Annotated in this window: 19 protein-coding genes and 1 pseudogene; 2 read left to right on the top strand and 18 right to left on the bottom strand. The window is 28.2% G+C overall.

Features of this window, described 5'->3' with window-relative positions:
* The 17 genes and pseudogenes from CLPUN_RS17195 to CLPUN_RS17115 form a co-directional block, all read right to left on the bottom strand.
* Positions 1-199: pseudogene (locus CLPUN_RS17195) on the bottom strand (hypothetical protein); the annotation flags it as partial.
* A complete protein-coding gene (locus CLPUN_RS17190) occupies positions 196-1,482 on the bottom strand; it encodes a normocyte-binding protein (RefSeq protein ID WP_077848473.1) in 1,287 nt (428 codons plus the stop codon). The gene CLPUN_RS17190 and the pseudogene CLPUN_RS17195, both read right to left, overlap by 4 nt.
* A 26-nt stretch (positions 1,483-1,508) precedes the next feature.
* Complete coding sequence (locus CLPUN_RS17185; protein WP_077848472.1) at positions 1,509-3,362, bottom strand: PP2C family protein-serine/threonine phosphatase; 1,854 nt, start codon at positions 3,360-3,362, stop codon at positions 1,509-1,511.
* 21 nt (positions 3,363-3,383) lie between these two features.
* The gene (locus tag CLPUN_RS17180; RefSeq protein ID WP_077848471.1) at positions 3,384-4,265 is read right to left on the bottom strand and encodes a PP2C family protein-serine/threonine phosphatase; all 882 of its coding nucleotides are present in this window, start codon (positions 4,263-4,265) and stop codon (positions 3,384-3,386) included.
* Positions 4,266-4,276: 11 nt separating this feature from the next.
* Positions 4,277-4,777 carry an FHA domain-containing protein gene (locus CLPUN_RS17175; RefSeq protein ID WP_077848470.1) on the bottom strand — a complete coding sequence of 167 codons (501 nt, stop codon included), beginning with the start codon at positions 4,775-4,777 and terminating at the stop codon, positions 4,277-4,279.
* Positions 4,778-4,936: 159 nt separating this feature from the next.
* On the bottom strand, positions 4,937-5,506 hold the full coding sequence (locus CLPUN_RS17170) for an FHA domain-containing protein (protein ID WP_077848469.1): 570 nt from the start codon (positions 5,504-5,506) through the stop codon (positions 4,937-4,939).
* 14 nt (positions 5,507-5,520) lie between these two features.
* On the bottom strand, positions 5,521-5,964 hold the full coding sequence (locus CLPUN_RS17165; protein ID WP_077848468.1) for a DnaJ domain-containing protein: 444 nt from the start codon (positions 5,962-5,964) through the stop codon (positions 5,521-5,523).
* A 105-nt stretch (positions 5,965-6,069) separates the two neighbouring features.
* On the bottom strand, positions 6,070-6,495 hold the full coding sequence (locus CLPUN_RS17160; RefSeq protein ID WP_077848467.1) for a membrane-associated protease 1: 426 nt from the start codon (positions 6,493-6,495) through the stop codon (positions 6,070-6,072).
* A 28-nt stretch (positions 6,496-6,523) separates the two neighbouring features.
* Positions 6,524-6,949 carry a membrane-associated protease 1 gene (locus tag CLPUN_RS17155; protein ID WP_077848466.1) on the bottom strand — a complete coding sequence of 142 codons (426 nt, stop codon included), beginning with the start codon at positions 6,947-6,949 and terminating at the stop codon, positions 6,524-6,526.
* 66 nt (positions 6,950-7,015) lie between these two features.
* Positions 7,016-9,190 (bottom strand): transcriptional regulator, encoded by a 2,175-nt coding sequence (locus CLPUN_RS17150; protein WP_077848465.1) that lies wholly within the window; start codon positions 9,188-9,190, stop codon positions 7,016-7,018.
* Between the two features lie 510 nt (positions 9,191-9,700).
* Positions 9,701-10,843 (bottom strand): carboxynorspermidine decarboxylase, encoded by a 1,143-nt coding sequence (nspC, locus tag CLPUN_RS17145; protein WP_077848464.1) that lies wholly within the window; start codon positions 10,841-10,843, stop codon positions 9,701-9,703.
* 301 nt (positions 10,844-11,144) lie between these two features.
* Positions 11,145-12,347 (bottom strand): saccharopine dehydrogenase family protein, encoded by a 1,203-nt coding sequence (locus CLPUN_RS17140; protein WP_077848463.1) that lies wholly within the window; start codon positions 12,345-12,347, stop codon positions 11,145-11,147.
* Between the two features lie 94 nt (positions 12,348-12,441).
* Positions 12,442-13,296 (bottom strand): polyamine aminopropyltransferase, encoded by an 855-nt coding sequence (gene speE / locus CLPUN_RS17135; RefSeq protein WP_077848462.1) that lies wholly within the window; start codon positions 13,294-13,296, stop codon positions 12,442-12,444.
* Complete coding sequence (locus CLPUN_RS17130; RefSeq protein WP_077848461.1) at positions 13,297-14,760, bottom strand: aminotransferase class I/II-fold pyridoxal phosphate-dependent enzyme; 1,464 nt, start codon at positions 14,758-14,760, stop codon at positions 13,297-13,299.
* A gap of 17 nt (positions 14,761-14,777) precedes the next feature.
* Positions 14,778-15,596: an adenosylmethionine decarboxylase gene (speD, locus tag CLPUN_RS17125; RefSeq protein WP_198944362.1), complete on the bottom strand. Its 819-nt coding sequence runs from the start codon at positions 15,594-15,596 to the stop codon at positions 14,778-14,780.
* Positions 15,597-15,848: 252 nt separating this feature from the next.
* A complete protein-coding gene (locus CLPUN_RS17120; RefSeq protein WP_077848459.1) occupies positions 15,849-16,541 on the bottom strand; it encodes a hypothetical protein in 693 nt (230 codons plus the stop codon).
* Positions 16,542-16,727: 186 nt separating this feature from the next.
* Positions 16,728-16,916 carry a hypothetical protein gene (locus CLPUN_RS17115; protein ID WP_077848458.1) on the bottom strand — a complete coding sequence of 63 codons (189 nt, stop codon included), beginning with the start codon at positions 16,914-16,916 and terminating at the stop codon, positions 16,728-16,730.
* Between the two features lie 169 nt (positions 16,917-17,085).
* Here CLPUN_RS17115 and CLPUN_RS28180 point away from each other — a divergent pair, with 169 nt between their 5' ends.
* Entirely contained in the window at positions 17,086-17,259 is a 174-nt protein-coding gene (locus tag CLPUN_RS28180; RefSeq protein ID WP_198944361.1) for a hypothetical protein, read from the top strand.
* A 19-nt stretch (positions 17,260-17,278) separates the two neighbouring features.
* Positions 17,279-17,527 carry a spore coat protein gene (locus CLPUN_RS17110; protein WP_077848457.1) on the top strand — a complete coding sequence of 83 codons (249 nt, stop codon included), beginning with the start codon at positions 17,279-17,281 and terminating at the stop codon, positions 17,525-17,527.
* A 94-nt stretch (positions 17,528-17,621) separates the two neighbouring features.
* Here the strand turns inward: CLPUN_RS17110 and CLPUN_RS17105 are convergent, their stop codons facing one another.
* Positions 17,622-18,413: a hypothetical protein gene (locus tag CLPUN_RS17105; RefSeq protein ID WP_077848456.1), complete on the bottom strand. Its 792-nt coding sequence runs from the start codon at positions 18,411-18,413 to the stop codon at positions 17,622-17,624.
* Between the last annotated feature and the right edge of the window lie 249 nt (positions 18,414-18,662).

Here is an 18,662-nt window from a genome sequence, read left to right as displayed (position 1 = left end):
ATAAATCCTTAAAAATCTCATAAAATCTATAGCATTCATTTACTTCGATAACATTATCTTCTGGCAATGAAGTTAAATTAAGATATTCAAAAGCAAGTTCCATATAAGGACTACGTATCCCAGCTTGTATAAATTTTAAACTTTTTCTAGGAATATTTTGCTTATCCGCTTTTAATAATATATCCCAAATGTAATTCATGTTAATTTCCCTTCACATTCATATTCCGGATAAAGATATTGAATTTCAGATACTAAAAAACTTAAAATATCTTTATTTAAATAACTTCTTTTATTTACTGGTTCAAAATATAGAATAAGAACTTTCTTTATATTTTCATCTCTTATTTCATCAATTATAAAGTCATTTACTTCATATGTTTGCTTTAACTCTTCTGAGTAACCTTCTTGCAATTTAAACTCCTTGAATATTAAATATTTTGATACGTTAAAAGAATTTATAACTCTTGCAAGTTCCATTTTTGTTTTTATTGCATATGGCTTTTGGAAGGCTAATTTGTTTGCAAAATTCATATTAACTTCATTAGTCATAAGTTCATATTGATATTTCTCATTTTGTCTTTCATTTGGTGATACAATACACCAAAAATTCCAAAATACCGTTGTATCTATATCTGCCGCAGAAGTAATTACTATTGATTCTTTTGTGAATGTGACAAAATTAATATGTGGATTTTTATAATCAACTAAATATCCATTATGTTTTCCTTCTTTTCCAATTGAAACATTATGTTCATAATTGATTCTGTCTATGCAAGGTGTTGGATATCCATCACTCTTTAATCTTATTTCTTTCACATTCCAAATAGGAACCATGTCATATTCAACATATTTATTGCATTCTCCAAAATCCACTTCAATTTTTACTATCTCTTCGTCATCCTCAATTTTATCTTCGCATCCTACTAAAACTACATCTGCAATCTTATTAATATAAGGATTATTAATTGTTGTCCATGCTATATTACTATTTATAAAACTTTTATATATTTTGCATATCTTATTTGTATATTTTTTGTTTTCTGCAACCTTGAAATATGCTTCATGAACTTTTTTATTAGTTTCTATAACTCCTTTTATATTTGAGTTATTCTTCAAAAATTCCTTAACAATTAAATAATCACATTTAAGAAAAACTTTAAACATATTCTTAGGTTCGTTATTCTCAAGAGTCTTCAAAATTTCTAATGTATCATAAACCTTTTCTTCAGTATCTTCATATAACATTGGATGCAAAAATTTATCAGTTATATCTAATTTATCTCTTTTAACTATGCTTGAATAAATATTATATTTTTCTTTTATATATGGCACTTCATTGAATACTCGTTTTTCTAATTCATAAAGTCTATCCTTTGAATATTGTTCTAAAGACTCAAATACACTATTCATTATTTGTTTTAGCAACACTCTATCATTTAAGTCTTTCACTTCATTTAATTTCTCATAAATTCTATCATCCATTTTTTCACCTACTTTTAACTATTAATTTATTTTGCTGCTGTTTGAGCTTTAGCTAAAGCTTGGTCTATAGCAGTTATTTTTTCAGTTACTTTTGATACATTATCAGTATCACCTAAGCTGCTATATACATCTTTAGCTAAAAGATATAATACTTTTGCTGATGCTATGTCACCTGCTGAATATCTTTTATCAGCTTCTTGTACATATTTATCTGCTTCCCCTTTTTTATCTGCCACTTCATTAATTTTTTTATCCATAAGAGCTATTTTTTCTTCTAATTCATCAGCTAAACTATGGCAATTTATTTCCTCAAAACCTTCCTTAGCTAATGCATAATACATTTTTGCACTTACATAGTCACCTTGGGTGTATTTTAAATCTCCATTTTTTCTTAAATCTATTGCCTTATTTTGCTTTTCCTCAGCTGCCTTTTTGTCTTCTTCTGCCTTTTTAGCTGCATCATCTTCTTTTTTCTTAGTATCATCATCTGCTTGTTTTTTATCTGCTGCTGCTTTATCTTCATCATCTTTTTTTTGTTTTGTATCAGCAGCCTTTTGATCATATATTTTTTGTATTTTATCCATAGCTTCTTTCTTTTCGTCTTTTAAATAAGAGTCCAAGGCTAAATCCTTAGCTACCATGTAATTTGCTAGAGCATCATCTGTTTGTCCAGCATCTAATTGTTTATCTGCTAAGGTCAATAAATCTGCTACTTTTATACAATTCTTAACCATATCTATCTTTTTTAATATATAATTCCTACCTATATCTTCAGCATCACCAGCTCTTTCCAAAGCTAAAACGTACTTATCTAAGGCATCTTCATATTTTTTACTGTCTAAAGCTTTATCTCCATCAATTATTAATCCTACATATTTATAATCATCATCTAAAATCCTTGAATCATCTACAAGCTTATATTTTTTTGCTATATCTAAAGCATTTTTGTATTCTTCATCAGCTTTTTCCATATTTCCATTCTTTATATATTCTTCAGCATTTTTTTTGTTTTCAGCCATAGCAGAAATATCATCCTGCTTCTTATTTTTATAAATTATAAATGCCCCTACTCCTATTGCTATAATTAAGAGTAAGAGTATTGCAACTATTATGGCTATTTTTATCTTTTTGCCTCTTTTAGGATCTAAGTATGCTTTTTCTACAAAGGTCATTGCTAAGGTATAGTTCTCTATTTCCTTTAACTGCTTTGATAAAATCATATCTTCAACATTATCAATAACCTCTTTAGGCTCCTTTGCACCTTCTAATGAATCTTCTATTTCTTTAGCATCACAATTTTCCCATATTCCCTTTGTAAGTAGTGCAAATACGTCTCCGTCTGAAAGTTTAATTTTTTTTGATATGTAAGGCTTGACTAAATCATTTTGCCCTAAGTAAGCTGAAAGATTATTCCTTTCAATATGCTTTGACATTGCATCTAATGGAATCATTTCATCATCTGTTAACTGTTGAGCTAAAGACTGATCCTTACTTTTATGATTTAAATACCCGTCCTTGAAATAATAAAATCTACTATTTCCTATGACTGAATAAATTAATTTACTATAATTAGTTATCACCACTGTAATTGATGCTTTTAATCTAACATTTCTACTATTTCCTATTAATTCATTGTTTACGTCTTTTAAATATTTTCTTATAGTAAATTTGTTCATCGTAGGTTTTGCAGTGAAATTTCTTATAAATGCTGTTACGGCTATTTTTGCACTTTCTAATTCTTTATCCTCATCTATTCCATCCGCAATTACATAACATGCATATTTATCTAGTTCAATAAATGCAAAGTAATCTTTATTTTGCAAGAAAGTTCCTTCTTCTGATATGAAACTTGTCTTAAATTTGGAGTTTAGCTTCCTCATTTTGTTCACCCTAACTTAGTTTTAATAATTATTTTGGTTAGTAGCAGCAGCTTTTCTTTTTTTACCACAATATTTTATAAGTATAATACTGCCATTACAATTACTTTTATTATTATTTGCAATGCTTATCATTATTTCTTCACATATTTCATTTACATGAACTTTCTTATTATTTAAAATTTTTTCAAATTCTACCCACTTTAAACCTTCATATATACCTTTAGTCATAAGCACAACAATATCATCCTTATAAAGCTCAATTGGAATTTCTGAAATTTCTATATCTTTAAATGATTCTTGTCCAACATAATATAAAAGTTTCTTTTCCTTAATTGCATATAATGCTTTTGCTTTTTCAAGCTTTCCATTATAATATTCTCTTTTTGCTATTTCACTTATTGAATGTCCTTCACTTAATTTAACAAGTTCTTTGTTTCTAAAAATAGCAAGCATAACATCTCCAACTAAAGCATAATTTAATAAATTATTAGTTATAATTACAGACAGTACGCTTGCTCCCCCTTTATCTTTTTCAACTCTTTTTATAATTTCACGATTTGCTTTATTAAAAGCTTTTTTAAAAAAGTAAAGCAATCTCTCTTTGCTGCCCTCTTCTTTAAACATCTTTATTATCGTTTTAACTGATGTAATACTCGAAATTCTCCCTGCTTCATTCTTACCAAGTCCATCTGCTAGAACAGCCAAAGTTCCATTAGGTGAAGTCAATACCTCACCATAATCTTCTTGAATTTCTTCATATCCGATACTTATTTCTTTTGCTATTTCTAAGTCTTTTTTATTTATTTTTTCAAGTAAGAAACTCTTTATAAGAAATAAAATTAAAAGGCTTACTCCAAGTAATAGTATTAAATTTAAATTTGAATAATTATTAACCTTCAGCATATCTTATGCTCCTACTCATTATCTTGCCATTCAAAATGTTCTCCACAAAATGGTACAAATAAAAATTTACTTTTCCCAAGCTCAATTACATCATAACCAGATAGTTCTGACGGCATATAAGCAGGTTCTTCATTTAAATAAGCAATCCCGGAAGAATCTCCTGGTAATAATACATAATTCTTTTTCTTAGGATCATAAACTACTATTGCATGGTTTCTAGCCGCAATATCATTATCACCTATTATCTGTATATCCATATCATCTGATCTTCCTATAAAGTTTTTTCCATTCTTTATTTTATAGTCTTTACCAACCCTTGAACCTTCAATACATACAAGCCATCCGCAGACCGGTTCTATTTCTTGATATAAAAGATTAGTTTCTATCTCGAATTTTTCTTCAACTGGTTCTGGTCTTTCTTTTTTTGAAGTATCTATATTGCAATATGGGCATATGGGTCCATAACGTCTTTCACTAAACATATGTCCATTTGGACATCTAATAAGTCCCATTTATATCTCTCCTTCTTTTATATATATGAAACTCGACTCCTTTCAGTCGCTGAGTAAGTGATTCACACAAAATCATAGATTTTGGTTCTCTACTTATGAAACTCGACTCCTTTCAGTCGCTGAGTAAGTGATTCGCACCATATCATAGATTTGGGCTCTCTACTTAAGTAAAAATTTAATATTAGAAATAAATAGAATATCTCCTCTCTTTAATTCACAAGGAGCATCTTTTACAATTCTATATTTTATATCATCATTATTTTTTTTTATACTAATTCCACTTTTTTCAGACAAATCTTCTATATACCACTTTCCTGCTGCATAATTTAAAACTGCATGATTGTTTTCTACAAACTTTGAATATATAGAACCTGCCAAATCTACAAATACATCATTATCTATTGAATTTTTTCCAATAAGAAATGATATTTTATCTCCTATATCCCAAGTCCTTATAATTTCATTATCCTCATTAACTAGTACAATTCTGCTAATGTTACTATCATCCTGTATTATCTCTTCTTTGTGCAATCTTTTATATAAATTAATAAAACATACTATTCCAAAACTTATTGAAATTAATATAATTAGACCTCTTATATAAATTGATTCTATTGTCATATAAGCAACTACGCATATTAAAGCAATTATAACTCCTATAAATACATTAATTATCTGCATTGTGACCAATAATTTATTATTAAAATTCATATTATTTTCTTCATTCAAAGTAACTCACTCCATTACTTTCTTTTTATATTAAAAAAGCTCTCAAACATTTTACTTGTATCTATTGGATTCTTTTCCTTTTTTAATTTCTCCTTATTAATGCTATTAGAATTAGCATCGAATCCAAAAAAACTTTCAAAATATTTGTTTAAGTTTTCTATACTTTCACCTTTATCTTGGTATTTTTTATTACTATTAGAAGATTTATTATTCTTATTATTTGTTTCTTTGTTACTATTTCCTTGATTATTGGATCTTTCATTATCGTATTTTTTCCTTGAATCTTCGTTACTTAAAACTTCATAAGCTTCATTTATCTCTTGAAACTTTGTTAAAGCTTCCTTATCATCTTTATTTCTATCTGGATGATATTTTTTTGCTAAACTTCTAAAAGCTTTTTTTATTTCATCATTGTTGGAATTAACTGATAAGTTTAATATCTTATAATAATCTTTCACCTTATACCTCATCCCTTAGGAATATTTTGGAATACCCCGTATTATAGTAAAAGATTTTTCTTTTGGAGTAAAACTCCAAAAGAAAAATCAATAATCACTTTAATATTAAGCGCTATATCCGCCTTCTATTGTAACTGTACTTAGCTTGTCTTTTTTTTGTCTTACAACAAGTTCAAAAGTACCTATTCCTTCAGTATCTCCAAAAGTTTCTTTGTAATCTACTACAAAAGCATTTGGATATGTTATTTTTCTTATAACTTGATCTGCTGAAATTACCTCTACAGTTATTTTTCTATAACAGTCAGCTTTTTCTGCTGGTACTAATGACCATGTACCCATTTTTCTTGTACTATCAAATGGATCTCCATCTACTGCTGTTAATATTTTACCAGATACAATCATAGTGCTTCCTACATCTTTTGATCTTGCATTTGTGTCTTTTGGAGTATCTGTAGAAAACTTTACAGTTTCAACACTTTCTATACTAAGATCTATTGTTTCTGCACCTTCAATTTTTACTCTAAATCCCATTTACTAACATCCTCCTTATTTTTAATTTTTATTCACCAAAACCGCCTTCAAATTTAACTGCTGCTGTTTTGTCCTTCTTTTGTTTAACGTACAATTTAAATGTACCTACACCTTCTACATCCCCATAGTTTTCTTCATAGTCTACTACAAAAGCATTAGGTAATGTGAATTGTCTTACTACTTGTGAAGCTGAAATAACATCTACTTTTATATTTCTATAACAATCAGCTTTTTCTGCTGGTACAAGAGACCATTGTGCTAATTTAATTGTAGTGTCTGCTGCTTCTCCATTTACTGGCGTTAATATTTTACCAGTAATAATTAATGAAGTTCCTAAATCTGTTGAACGTGCATTTGAATCATCTGGAGTATCTGTTTTAAATTCTACAGTTTCGATACTTTCAATGTTTAAATCAATGCTTTCAGCACCCTCAACCTTTACTCTAAATCCCATTTTTTGTCCTCCCTTTAATTTTTATTTATAATTAAAAATAGATATTAAATTAAACATCTACTATAATTAGCTTACTTCTCCATGTGCATCGTTACGAGTAATTTCAACTTCTAAGTTCTTAACATTTCCGTTAAATACTAAGTCGATATTACATGTTCCAGTTCTTTCATTTATTACAAAGTTAATATCATCACCATCTTTAATAATGGCATTGCTATGACCTTTATGTGCCATCCACTTACTCTTAACACTTGTTGGATTATTACTGAAGAATTTAATAATATTATCTTCTTTAAAATCATTAGTGTAGAATCTTAAGATTCTTTCTATATATGTTGTCACTAATGTCTTATATACTGATTCAAAATCATTTTCAGTAGCTTGTAAGCTTCTTGCTTTATAGACAGTAATTTGTTTTATATCTTTACCTTGAAGTTTTGCATTTTCTGATGAGAAAACAAAACCAAAGTTTTTTCTATTTATCATATTTTTGATTTCATTTGTGAAGCCAGATATTTCTTTAGCTAATGTTGTTGTAATCATCAAGGCATTTGATCCTGACTCAATATCAAATCTAACACCTGGATATTCACTATATACATCTTTAAACTGTTCTCTTAAATATTCTGGACATTGATACGCAGCTACAATCCCTGCTGCTATATATGAGCTTCCAATATAAACGCCTTCTATCCAAAGTTTTAAAATATCTTCTTTTTCCTTAGACAACTCTGCTACTCCATTTTCTGAAAGTATCATTCTCTTATCTAAGACAACTCCCGATTTTTCTTTTGGAATAACAGTAAAGTTTGGTATACATGGAATTGCAAATTCACTGTAAGTCTTACGTAATAAAGGTTCACATTTATCTATAAATTTTTCAACGCCTGCTGTAGCTATATGATTAAAGGTTGTATCTTCTCTTGGTTCAAAACTAAAGAATATTTGCAGACGATATTTTTGAACTGTATCTAAAAGCATTGCTAAATCTTCCATAGAATTTGAATCTGTTTTTTCAACTTGCTTATTAGCTTTAAATCTTTCTCTAACTTGCTTCTTACTTTGCGCTTCAAGTTCTATTGATGGAACTATTCCAAACCAAATAGTATTGTCAAAATCATTTTTATCATTTACTGAACTTAAATAAGTATTTAATCTTGGAATATTTTGAGAATTTACTAATCTGCTAAGCTTTGTATTTGTAACTAATAAGCTTGGCTTCATTCCCTTGTTTTTTGTTTGATATTGATCAAAGAACATTTTTACACCCATGATTTTTTCTATTAGTGGCTTAACTGTTTTTATAAAATCATCTTTTGAACTTTTGTAAAATTCTAAATATGTATTATAGTTGCTTATTTCTAAATCTAAATCAACAGAACTTTCCATTGTTGATGCTAAAGGACAAAATGTTCTTACAACTAAACTTTTTACATAATCTGACTTAACTTCGTTAACTTCATCATAATCATCTTCAAAAGCTCCAATTAAACCTACATTAGCTTTATCATCTATTGCAATTAATTCATTCTTCTCCACTTTTGGAGCTTCTAATACTTTTAATTCACCATTTTCTCCCATGCTTAAAACTCCAAGCTTAAGAGGTTCATTAGAATTCCCATTATCATCTGCTCCAAGCAATAATCTAGTTTTTATATCTTCAATTGCAAGAGGTAGCATTGCCATTATGTTGTTATAATTCAAACTTGCATCTTCAAACATAATATTAAGCTTGTCACCTAAATCTAATTTACTCGGATCTTCATCATCTAAAACGTCATATTTACTGTATGTATACTGAATTTCCTTTCTAGTTTGTCTTATATCGTCCATTACCTTTTTAGGAGATATCATATCTAATAGATTTTCAAATTTAAAATCAACATTAGCTATTCCTTGTGCACGTTTTGTATCAATTAAAGTGAATAACATTTTTAAGAAATCATTAGATTTATTAATTGGAATTTCAGTTATTAATTCAGGTGGAAAATTTTCTGGTTTTTTTAATGTGTACATTACCTTTTGATTGTTTGCGTTATAAAAGGAATATACAACTGGTGCGAATTTATCTAAAAATTCATCAAAGCTATTTACTAAAAGAAATTCATTAATTTCTTTTATTTTATCGTCATTTAAACTATTTAATCCTTTTGTATCTCCTACAACAGTAATTAAATCTAATTTTTCTGGATTTATTTCCTCAAATAATATTGTTCTGTTGGTTTGCTGAATTACATCCACTTTTAAATCCCCCTTGTATACAATAAATTTATTTTTTACAAATAACATTATTTTCCATAATACTATTTATTTCAACATATTTTTAATTGAGTCACATTTAGAAATTTTCGCATAATACTTAATTAAATAAATACTTTTATCGTAAAATGCACAAATTAAGTCGTAAAAGCATTTTTACTATCATTCTACTTTTTTCTCTTCATTTTACTATTAATTTTCCATCTTTTACTATAATTATATTGACTTTCAAATCAATAAACTTTATAATAATAAATCAAATGACTGTATATGATTAAATTTCTTTAGTATAATTAAATTACTATTATATATTGACCATACACCTCAAAGAAAATAATCAATAAACAAACATAAAACGTCAATTTATTTTATATTTTAAATAAATAACAGTTTATACAAAAAATATCATATAAGTAAAAAAAGAAAAAAGCACATGATATATCTAATATCACATGCTTTTCTATATTTGGGTAAATTTCGTATATATTATTCTTAAGATAACCTCTCTTTGAAATCTTCATATCCAAATTCTTTTATTACTTCTAATCCTTTTTCTTCACTATACTTTACAATTGCAGGAAGGTTTACTCCATTAAACGTATTGTTCTTAACCATTGAATAAATAGCCATATCACAAAATACAAGTTTATCTCCTGATTTTAATGGTTCTTTAAATGAATAGTCTCCAATTATATCACCAGCAAGACAAGTTGGTCCTCCAAATCTATAAGTAAATTCAAATTCATTTGGTTTTCCTGCTCCTATAATATTAGGTCTATATGGCATTGCAAGCACATCCGGCATATGGCATTCTGCTGAAGTATCTAGTATCGCTATATCCATTCCATTTTTCATTGTATCTAAAACTGTCGATACAAGAAAACCTGTGTTTAATGCAATAGCTTCACCTGGTTCAAGATATACCTCTACTCCATATTTGTCTTTTATAACATTAATAGATTTTATTAGAGTTTCTATGTTATAATCTGGTCTAGTAATATGATGACCACCGCCAAAATTAATCCACTTCATCTTTTTAATGTATTTTCCGAACTTTTCATCTACAACTTTTATTGTACGTTCAAGAGTATCAGAATTTTGCTCACACATAGTATGGAAGTGCAATCCATCTATTCCTTCAAGCTCATCTTCTTCAAAATTAGCTAAAGTAACTCCCATCCTTGAATTTTCAAAACATGGATTATATATATCCGTTTCTATTTCTGAATATTCAGGATTAATACGTATACCACATTCAATTTTTTTCCCTTGAACGTTTTTAACTTTATCTCTAAATTTCTTCCATTGATTAAATGAATTAAATACTATATGATCAGAATATTTTATAATCTGATCAAATTCATCTTCTCTGTATGCTGGAGCATAAATATGTACTTCTTTGCCCATTTCTTCGTATCCAAGTCTAGCTTCATGTAAAGAACTTGAAGTAACTCCTTTTAGATACTTTCCGATTAAAGGAAAAGTTGAAAACATTGAAAATGCCTTTGTTGCAAGAATAATATTACACCCTGTACTATCTTGAACATATTTTAAAGTTTCTAAATTTTTTGTAATAAGTCTTTCATCTACCACGTAACATGGGGATGGTAATTTACTCACATCTATATCTATCATTAAAATTCCTCCTTTTTAGTTAACAATTAATCCACTTTAGGATAGCCTGTATAAAAATACCATTGAAAAGATATAGAAGAAAGTCAATGACTTTCTTCTATTTTAATTTCCTATATTAAATTATATTCACAAATAACAAGTCAACATACGAGTCTATTTTCCTTTATAGGAAACTGGACTCGTATAAACTTACTGAATACTCACAGAGTAAGTGACCATCATTAAATCATAGCTGTTCACAGAGAAAGTTCTGCTGACCAAATATAAAATTTGGAGCATCACTTTTAGGACTCTCACTTATCTACTTAACTAAAGTTGGAGCGAAATCTTCTTTCCATGGTAATCCCCATTTATTTAATTCTTTCATAAATGGATCTGGATCAAATTCTTCTACATTATATACTCCTGGTTTTTTCCATAACCCTTTCATTACTAAGCTGGCACCTATCATAGCTGGAACTCCAGTTGTATATGAAATTGCTTGAGAACCAACTTCTTTATAACATTCTTCATGATCACATACATTATAAACATAGTAAGTCTTATCTTTTCCATCTTTTTTACCTTGGAAGATACAACCTATGTTAGTCTTACCTTTTGTTCTTGGTCCAAGTGATGCTGGATCTGGTAAAATTGCTTTTAAAAATTGTAATGGAACTATTTGTTGTCCTTCATATTCAATTGGTTCAATAGAAGTCATACCAACATTTTCAAGTACATTTAAATGTGTTATATACTTTTGTGAGAATGTCATCCAGAATCTAATTCTCTTAATTCCTTTAATATTTAAGCCTAAAGATTCTAATTCTTCATGGTGTAATAAATACATATCTTTTGGTCCTATTTCTGGGAAATCATAAACTTCTTTTAATTCAAGAGGTTCTGTTTCTACCCATTTTCCTTCTTCCCAATAACTACCCTTAGCTGTAATTTCACGAATGTTGATTTCTGGGTTAAAGTTAGTTGCAAAAGGATATCCATGATCTCCTGCATTAGCATCTAATATATCGATATAGTTTATTTCATCAAAATAATGTTTTTGTGCATAAGCACTAAATACTCCTGTAACACCTGGATCAAAACCACTACCAAGTAATGCTGTTATACCTGCTTTTTCAAATTTTTCTCTATATGCCCATTGCCATTTATATTCAAATTTAGCTGTATCAAGTGGTTCATAATTAGCTGTATCAACATAATGAACTTTTGTTTCTAGACAAGCATCCATTATTGTTAAATCCTGATAAGGAAGGGCAAGATTTATTACAACTTCTGGTTTAAATTTATTAATAAGTTCTACTAATTCAGGTACATTATCAGCATCTACCTTTGCTGTTTGTATCTTAGTCTTAGTCTTTCCTTCTAATGAAGCCTTTATAGCATCACATTTTGATAAAGTTCTACTAGCAATGCAAATTTCCTCGAATACCTCTGAATTTTGACAACATTTATGAATAGCAACACTAGCAACACCGCCAGCACCAATAATTAACGCTTTTCCCATTTTTTACTCCTCCATTTATTTATAATTTATTTACTTTATAACTACAGATTCTAATTAACAATATTCAATTTTAATTAGAACTTATCCATTAATTTTATTCTGTCATTCCTGGTAACATTTCCTTAACATAATTAGGTAAAGCAAAACACCCTACATGAAGATCTGTATTATAATATTTTGTTTTTATATTTAACTTATTCCAAGCATTTGCATCTAAATCTTTAATTGGGTGATGTATTTTTGAAGCAAACCCAAATAACCAATGCCCTGATGGATATGTTGGAATATGCGCTTGATATACTCTAATGATAGGAAAGAATTGGCTTATCTTTTCATGAGCTTCTTTCATTGCTGCCGCATCATTATCATAATATGGGCTTTCATGTTGATTTACCAAAATTCCATCTTCCTTTAATGCTTTATAACAATTACCATAAAATTCTTTAGTAAATAATCCTTCTCCTGGTCCAAAAGGATCTGTCGAATCAACAATTATTAAATCATACTCATTTTCTTTATCACGGACAAATTTCAACCCATCTTCATAGAATTTATTAACTCTTTCGTCGTCAAGTTTACATGCTGTTTGCTCAAAATATTCCCTACAAATGTCCACAACCCTTTTATCAATTTCAACCATATCAATTTTCTCTATTGAGTTATATCTTGTAAGTTCTCTTATTGTTCCACCATCTCCAGCACCTATAACTAGAACCTTTTTAATATTAGGATTAGTTGCCATTGGTACATGAACTATCATATCATGATAAATAAATTCATCCTTTTCCGTTACCATCATTAATCCATCTAACGTAAAAAATCTACCAAATTCCTTAGCTTCTAACACGTCTATTCTTTGGAATTCAGTTTGTTCAGTATGAATTTCCTTCTCAACTTTAATTGAAAATCTCACATTTTCAGTATGTTGTTCTGTATACCATAACTCCATCTATTTTTCCTCCACAATATTAATATTTTCAATTTTAGGATCTTCTGTTCCAGTTAAAAAACATCCTTTTTCTTTTGCATAACTTATATAATCTAAAATTTCTTTAGTTATTTTTTCTCCTGGAGCAAGAATCGGTATTCCTGGTGGATAACACATTACAAATTCAGCACATATTTTTTCATTACTCTCACTCATTGGCACTGAAACCTTTGGTGAGTAAAACGCTTCTTGTGGTGTAAGTACAACTCCTGGATTAATATACTCATGATCAAACATTCCAGTTTTATCTCTTGAATGTAGTCTTTTAATTTCTGATAATGAAGATATTAACCTTTCAATTGCAAGACTACGATCTCCAACTGAAATGATTGCCAATATGTTTCCAATATCACCAAATTCAATTTGAATACCATATTCATCTCTTAAAAGATCATATACTTCAATTCCTGCAAGTCCTATATCTCTTGTGAATATTGAAAGCTTAGTTACATCAAAATCGTAAACTGCATCCCCATCAATTAATTCTTTTGAAAACGCATAGTAACCATCTATTTTATTTATTTCACTTCTTGCATATTCTGAAATTTGAACAACCTTTTGGAAAATTTCTTTACCATGAAGTACTAAATCTCTTCTTGCTAAATCAAGTGAGGACATTAATAGATACGATGCACTTGTAGTTTGAGTCAAGTTTATTATTTGACGAACATATCCAACATTTAAATCACAGTTTAGAAGCAAAAATGAACTTTGAGTTAAAGATCCTCCAGTTTTATGCATACTGATTGCAGCCATATCTGCCCCAGCTTCTATTGCTGACATTGGCATATTTTCTCCAAAATAAAAATGAGTTCCATGTGCCTCATCAACTAAGACATACATTCCATTTTCATGTGCAATTTTAGTAATTTCTTTTAAATTCGAGCAAATTCCATAATAGGTTGGATTGTTTACCAATACAGCCTTTGCATCTGGATTTTCTTTAATCGCTCTTTTTATATCCTCAATTGACATTCCAAGAGGAATTCCTAACTTCTTATTTGTTCCTGGATTTATATAAACTGGAATAGCTCCACTAATTATTAAAGCATTTATAGCACTTCTATGAACATTACGTGGCATTATAATCTTTTCGCCTTTTTTACAAACGCTCATAACCATAGCTTGAACTGAAGAACTTGTTCCATTTATCATAAAAAATGCATGTTTTGAACCAAAAGCATCTGCTGCAAGTTCTTCTGCTTCTTTTATAACTGATACTGGATGGCAAAGGTTATCAAGTGGCTTCATTGAATTTACATCAACAGATAAACATTGCTCTCCTAAAAACTCTCTAAGCATAGCATTTCCTTTACCTTGCTTATGTCCTGGTACATCAAACGAAACCACTCTAGCCTTTTTATATTCAATTAATGCTTCATAAATTGGTGCTCTTGAGTGGGATTTCATATCTTTCCTCTTCATCTCTATTAATCCCCCCATTAATATATATTAGTTCCACTGAAAATTTCAATCATTTCTTTGCGTAGGTTGCTTTCTATTTCAAGCCTTTCCTTTGGCCTAATTTCATAAACATCCCTGTTAAAAAGATAATTTTGAAGTTCAATTTCTTTTATTAACATTTTAGTATGAAATATATTTGATTGATATACATTTATATCCATCGCATCATATTTCTTTAAAGTGACTTCATCAATATATTCTTGTATTGATGCCATCTTGTGATCTATAAACAATTTCTTACCATCAACATCTCGAGTAAAACCTCTAACACGATAATCTATCGTTATGATGTCTGAATCAAAACTTCCTATAAGATAGTTTAATGCATTCAAGGGAGAAACTTCTCCGCAAGTGGCTACATCAATATCCACACGAAAAGTAGCAATTGAATTATCTGGATGATATTCTGGATAAGTATGCACAGTTACATGACTCTTATCTAAGTGCCCAACAACAGTTTCCCTCGTCTTCATAATTTCAATTTCACCTTTATTACAAGATGCGTCTATTTCCTTAACTGCTAAAGTTTCTTCTGATATTAAAATAGTTACACTTGCTCCTTGAGGATCATAATCTTGTTTTGAAATATTAAGTACATGGGCGCCAATACTTTCTGTTACATCACACAGAATTCTTGTAAGTCTTTCTGAATTGTATTGCTCATCGATGTAAGCAATATAGTCCTTTTGTTCTCGCTCACTTTTTGCATAGCATACATCATAGATGTTAAAGCTAAGTGTTTTTGTGAGGTTGTTAAAGCCGTATAACTTCAGCTTGTTTTCCAACCCTAACATCACAACCTTTCTAGTTCAAATTAAATTATAGTTGTATATTATGCACAACATTATTGGCGTGTTATTCCTTTTAGTATACCTTCTTTTGAAGCACTTTTATCATACAACATTGACATTTTACTATATTATCTTTAAAATTGCTACTATTTATGACAATATTTCTTGTATATATGGGATAATTTTATTTAAAGTCACTTATGCTTAATTTTCTTGTAAAATACTACGTATTTCTTATGCATATAAATGTAAATATAGTTAATTATTCTTTTTCATAGCTTTATTTTTTACATATTGGTTATATTCTTCTATTGTGTAAAGTTCAGGCTCTCTTACTTCTTCTAAAAAATGTGATGCTTCTGCATCTGCATTACTAAATGCTAAAACTGATTTATACATTTCTATTGCTTTATTATAATCCCTATATTCGTCTTTAGGTACATATGCCCCCATATGCCATCTTATCATTAAACACTCTTCTAAGCTTAATTTTACAAATTGTTGAAGTAATATTACACTTTTTTCTCCATGACCTAATGGAATTTTCTCATCAAATTCATAAGACGCATAACCTATCCATTTCCCCGTCATCTCATCCTTTTTTAATCTCATTGTTTTTTCATACAAATTGCATTTACAAAGATCGTGTAAATATCCTGTTAGATAAATTGTATCCTCACTTAAATTAAGTTTATATTGTTTATTTTTATGAATTAATAATTCAACAACATTATTTGAATGGTATGCTAATCCTCCATCAAAATTCGAATGAAATTTTGTAGAGGCTGGTGCTGTAAAATAATCCGTTCTTTCTTCAAGGTATTTAATTAATTCATCTATTCCATCTCTTTTAATAGAGCTTAATCTTTCAATTATCTTATCTTTTAATTCCTTCATTTCTTGTTCTGCTTTAGCTTTTGTCAATTCTTTTAAATCGCTTAAATCGCTCATTTCTACATCTCCTAACATTAACTATGGTGTTATACTTATTATTTTTTTCCTTTAGACATATAATCTATTCATAACTTATATCTCATTATTATTTTAACACTTTTATCAAAAAACTCATATCATTTCATTGAATGATATGAGTCTTTCAATTAACCTTAATTATTGCAATTTTATATTTACATTATATTAATGAAAGTATTTTTTATTCTCATATTTATTTATGTTTCCTCTATTAAGTATTGCCCCTTCTTCACTTTGAAATATATTCATATATATTCCCTTTGTTTTTTTGCTATCAATTTTTGAGGCATCATATGATTTAGGATTAAAATCTAAGAGCACATTTTCAATATAAAATATTTCACTCTTAATCATTTTTGATCTATCTTTCTAACTAATTTTTATTTTCTCAAAAAGCCATTAATATTATTAAAATAATATCACTATAATTTTTTTGTATCAATAAGTCTATAGTATAAAAAATTATATTTATCACATAATACATTTGTAAAAGCTATTTTAAATTAATTAAGGAGGTGATTTCATGAGTCCAAAAGAATTATCATATATTCAAGATGCTTTAAATCATGAAAAACACATGAAAACAAAATGCACAGATTATGCAAACCAAATTCAAGACGCTGAGCTTAAATCTTATGTTAATCAATTAGTTAATACTCATCAACAAATATTCAGTCAATTTTATCAATTATTATAGGAAATAAGGAGAAATGGTTATGAATGATAAAGATTTACTTGAAGATATTTTATTAACAGTAAAAGGTGCTTCTGATTTATATTTGCATGGAACTATAGAGTCCTCTACTCCAAATGTTCATTCTGCATTTGATAAAGCCTTATGTGATTCCTTAGAAATGCAAAATCAAATTTATAGTAAGATGGCTGCAAAAGGCTGGTATCCATCAGAACAAGCTGATCAAAATAAAATAAATCAAGCTAAGCAAAAATTTTCAGCACAACAATAAAAGTCTTCCTAACATATTAATTTTCTAATTTACACCTAAAATAAATGCAGGTTTTAAAATATAGATAAATATCTATATTTTAAAACCTGCTTATTTATTTATTACGACTATACTCCTTTTCTAACTTACTTACTATCTTCTCTTCATTATACCTGCTAAAAGGCCACATTTTAGTTTCTATTTTGCATTTAATCCACTCTGATTTCAAATATATCTGCACAATATCATCTATATCTTTATTTAAATTCTCAATCTCATTTTCTAAATTATTTATTATATATTCACTATGATTAAGAATTTCTTTTATTAATGCACAATCATCTCCATAAGCTGCTTTTATATTTTTTCTTAATTCTAATAAGTCATTACCTTTAATTTCAGTTCCATTACCTTGTACTATATTCAGAAGTTCCCTTAATACTTTTTTTTCATTTATTATATCCACAACCTCATTAAATTTACTCACAAGTTCATCATTATTCTCCACAACTTTAATAGAATTTTTACAAAAAGACATTAATAAATAACTATTAATTGTAGCTTTTAAATCTTCTATTTTAAATATCAATTCATTATCTAACTTTGACATAAAATTAAGATACATCTTTATTAATGACACATTTTTCTCTAGTTCTCTTCTATAACTTATCTTATTAGTTCCATCCTTAGCTATTATATATAAATTAGTTATATTGCTTAACTCTTTAAGATTAGCAATATGGCCCCGAAGTGTAGTAATCCAAATAACCCTAAACCTTGTAATATTATTTATATAAAGGCTTTTTTTATTCTGAAATAAGTTAAAAACACCAGTTAAAAAAGTAATTATTATTCCTATAAATGTTATTATATCGATTATAGCTATTTCAACGTCTCCAATTTTCATAAATAACTCCCAGATTCTTAAAAATATATTCTATATTTTGTTTTTCCTTATTTCATTGTTTTATATACATTAATTTTTTATTTATACCTACCGAAAATGTTGCATATAATACTGTTTCATTGTAATTTAAATTTTCATAGAAATATCAATTTTTTTTAATTTCATATGTTGTAAGTATATTTTTATCCTTCATAAGAAAAATTAAGTTTTGAATTTGCAAATTAATTCAAAGCGTTAGTAATTTATCAG

This window comes from Clostridium puniceum, from assembly GCF_002006345.1.
Lineage (GTDB): Bacteria > Bacillota > Clostridia > Clostridiales > Clostridiaceae > Clostridium > Clostridium puniceum.
This window is presented reverse-complemented; position numbering and strand designations above follow the sequence as displayed.

Excerpts from the sequence above, each read along its gene's own strand:
- CLPUN_RS17190 (WP_077848473.1), bottom strand. The coding sequence starts at position 1,482 with ATGGATGATAGAATTTATGAGAAATTAAATGAAGTGAAAGACTTAAAT.
- CLPUN_RS17185 (WP_077848472.1), bottom strand. The coding sequence starts at position 3,362 with ATGAGGAAGCTAAACTCCAAATTTAAGACAAGTTTCATATCAGAAGAA.
- CLPUN_RS17180 (WP_077848471.1), bottom strand. The coding sequence starts at position 4,265 with ATGCTGAAGGTTAATAATTATTCAAATTTAAATTTAATACTATTACTT.
- CLPUN_RS17175 (WP_077848470.1), bottom strand. The coding sequence starts at position 4,777 with ATGGGACTTATTAGATGTCCAAATGGACATATGTTTAGTGAAAGACGT.
- CLPUN_RS17160 (WP_077848467.1), bottom strand. The coding sequence starts at position 6,495 with ATGGGATTTAGAGTAAAAATTGAAGGTGCAGAAACAATAGATCTTAGT.
- CLPUN_RS17155 (WP_077848466.1), bottom strand. The coding sequence starts at position 6,949 with ATGGGATTTAGAGTAAAGGTTGAGGGTGCTGAAAGCATTGATTTAAAC.
- nspC (WP_077848464.1), bottom strand. The coding sequence starts at position 10,843 with ATGATAGATATAGATGTGAGTAAATTACCATCCCCATGTTACGTGGTA.
- CLPUN_RS17140 (WP_077848463.1), bottom strand. The coding sequence starts at position 12,347 with ATGGGAAAAGCGTTAATTATTGGTGCTGGCGGTGTTGCTAGTGTTGCT.
- speE (WP_077848462.1), bottom strand. The coding sequence starts at position 13,296 with ATGGAGTTATGGTATACAGAACAACATACTGAAAATGTGAGATTTTCA.
- CLPUN_RS17130 (WP_077848461.1), bottom strand. The coding sequence starts at position 14,760 with ATGAAGAGGAAAGATATGAAATCCCACTCAAGAGCACCAATTTATGAA.
- CLPUN_RS17120 (WP_077848459.1), bottom strand. The coding sequence starts at position 16,541 with ATGAGCGATTTAAGCGATTTAAAAGAATTGACAAAAGCTAAAGCAGAA.
- CLPUN_RS17115 (WP_077848458.1), bottom strand. The coding sequence starts at position 16,916 with ATGATTAAGAGTGAAATATTTTATATTGAAAATGTGCTCTTAGATTTT.
- CLPUN_RS28180 (WP_198944361.1), top strand. The coding sequence starts at position 17,086 with ATGAGTCCAAAAGAATTATCATATATTCAAGATGCTTTAAATCATGAA.
- CLPUN_RS17110 (WP_077848457.1), top strand. The coding sequence starts at position 17,279 with ATGAATGATAAAGATTTACTTGAAGATATTTTATTAACAGTAAAAGGT.
- CLPUN_RS17105 (WP_077848456.1), bottom strand. The coding sequence starts at position 18,413 with ATGAAAATTGGAGACGTTGAAATAGCTATAATCGATATAATAACATTT.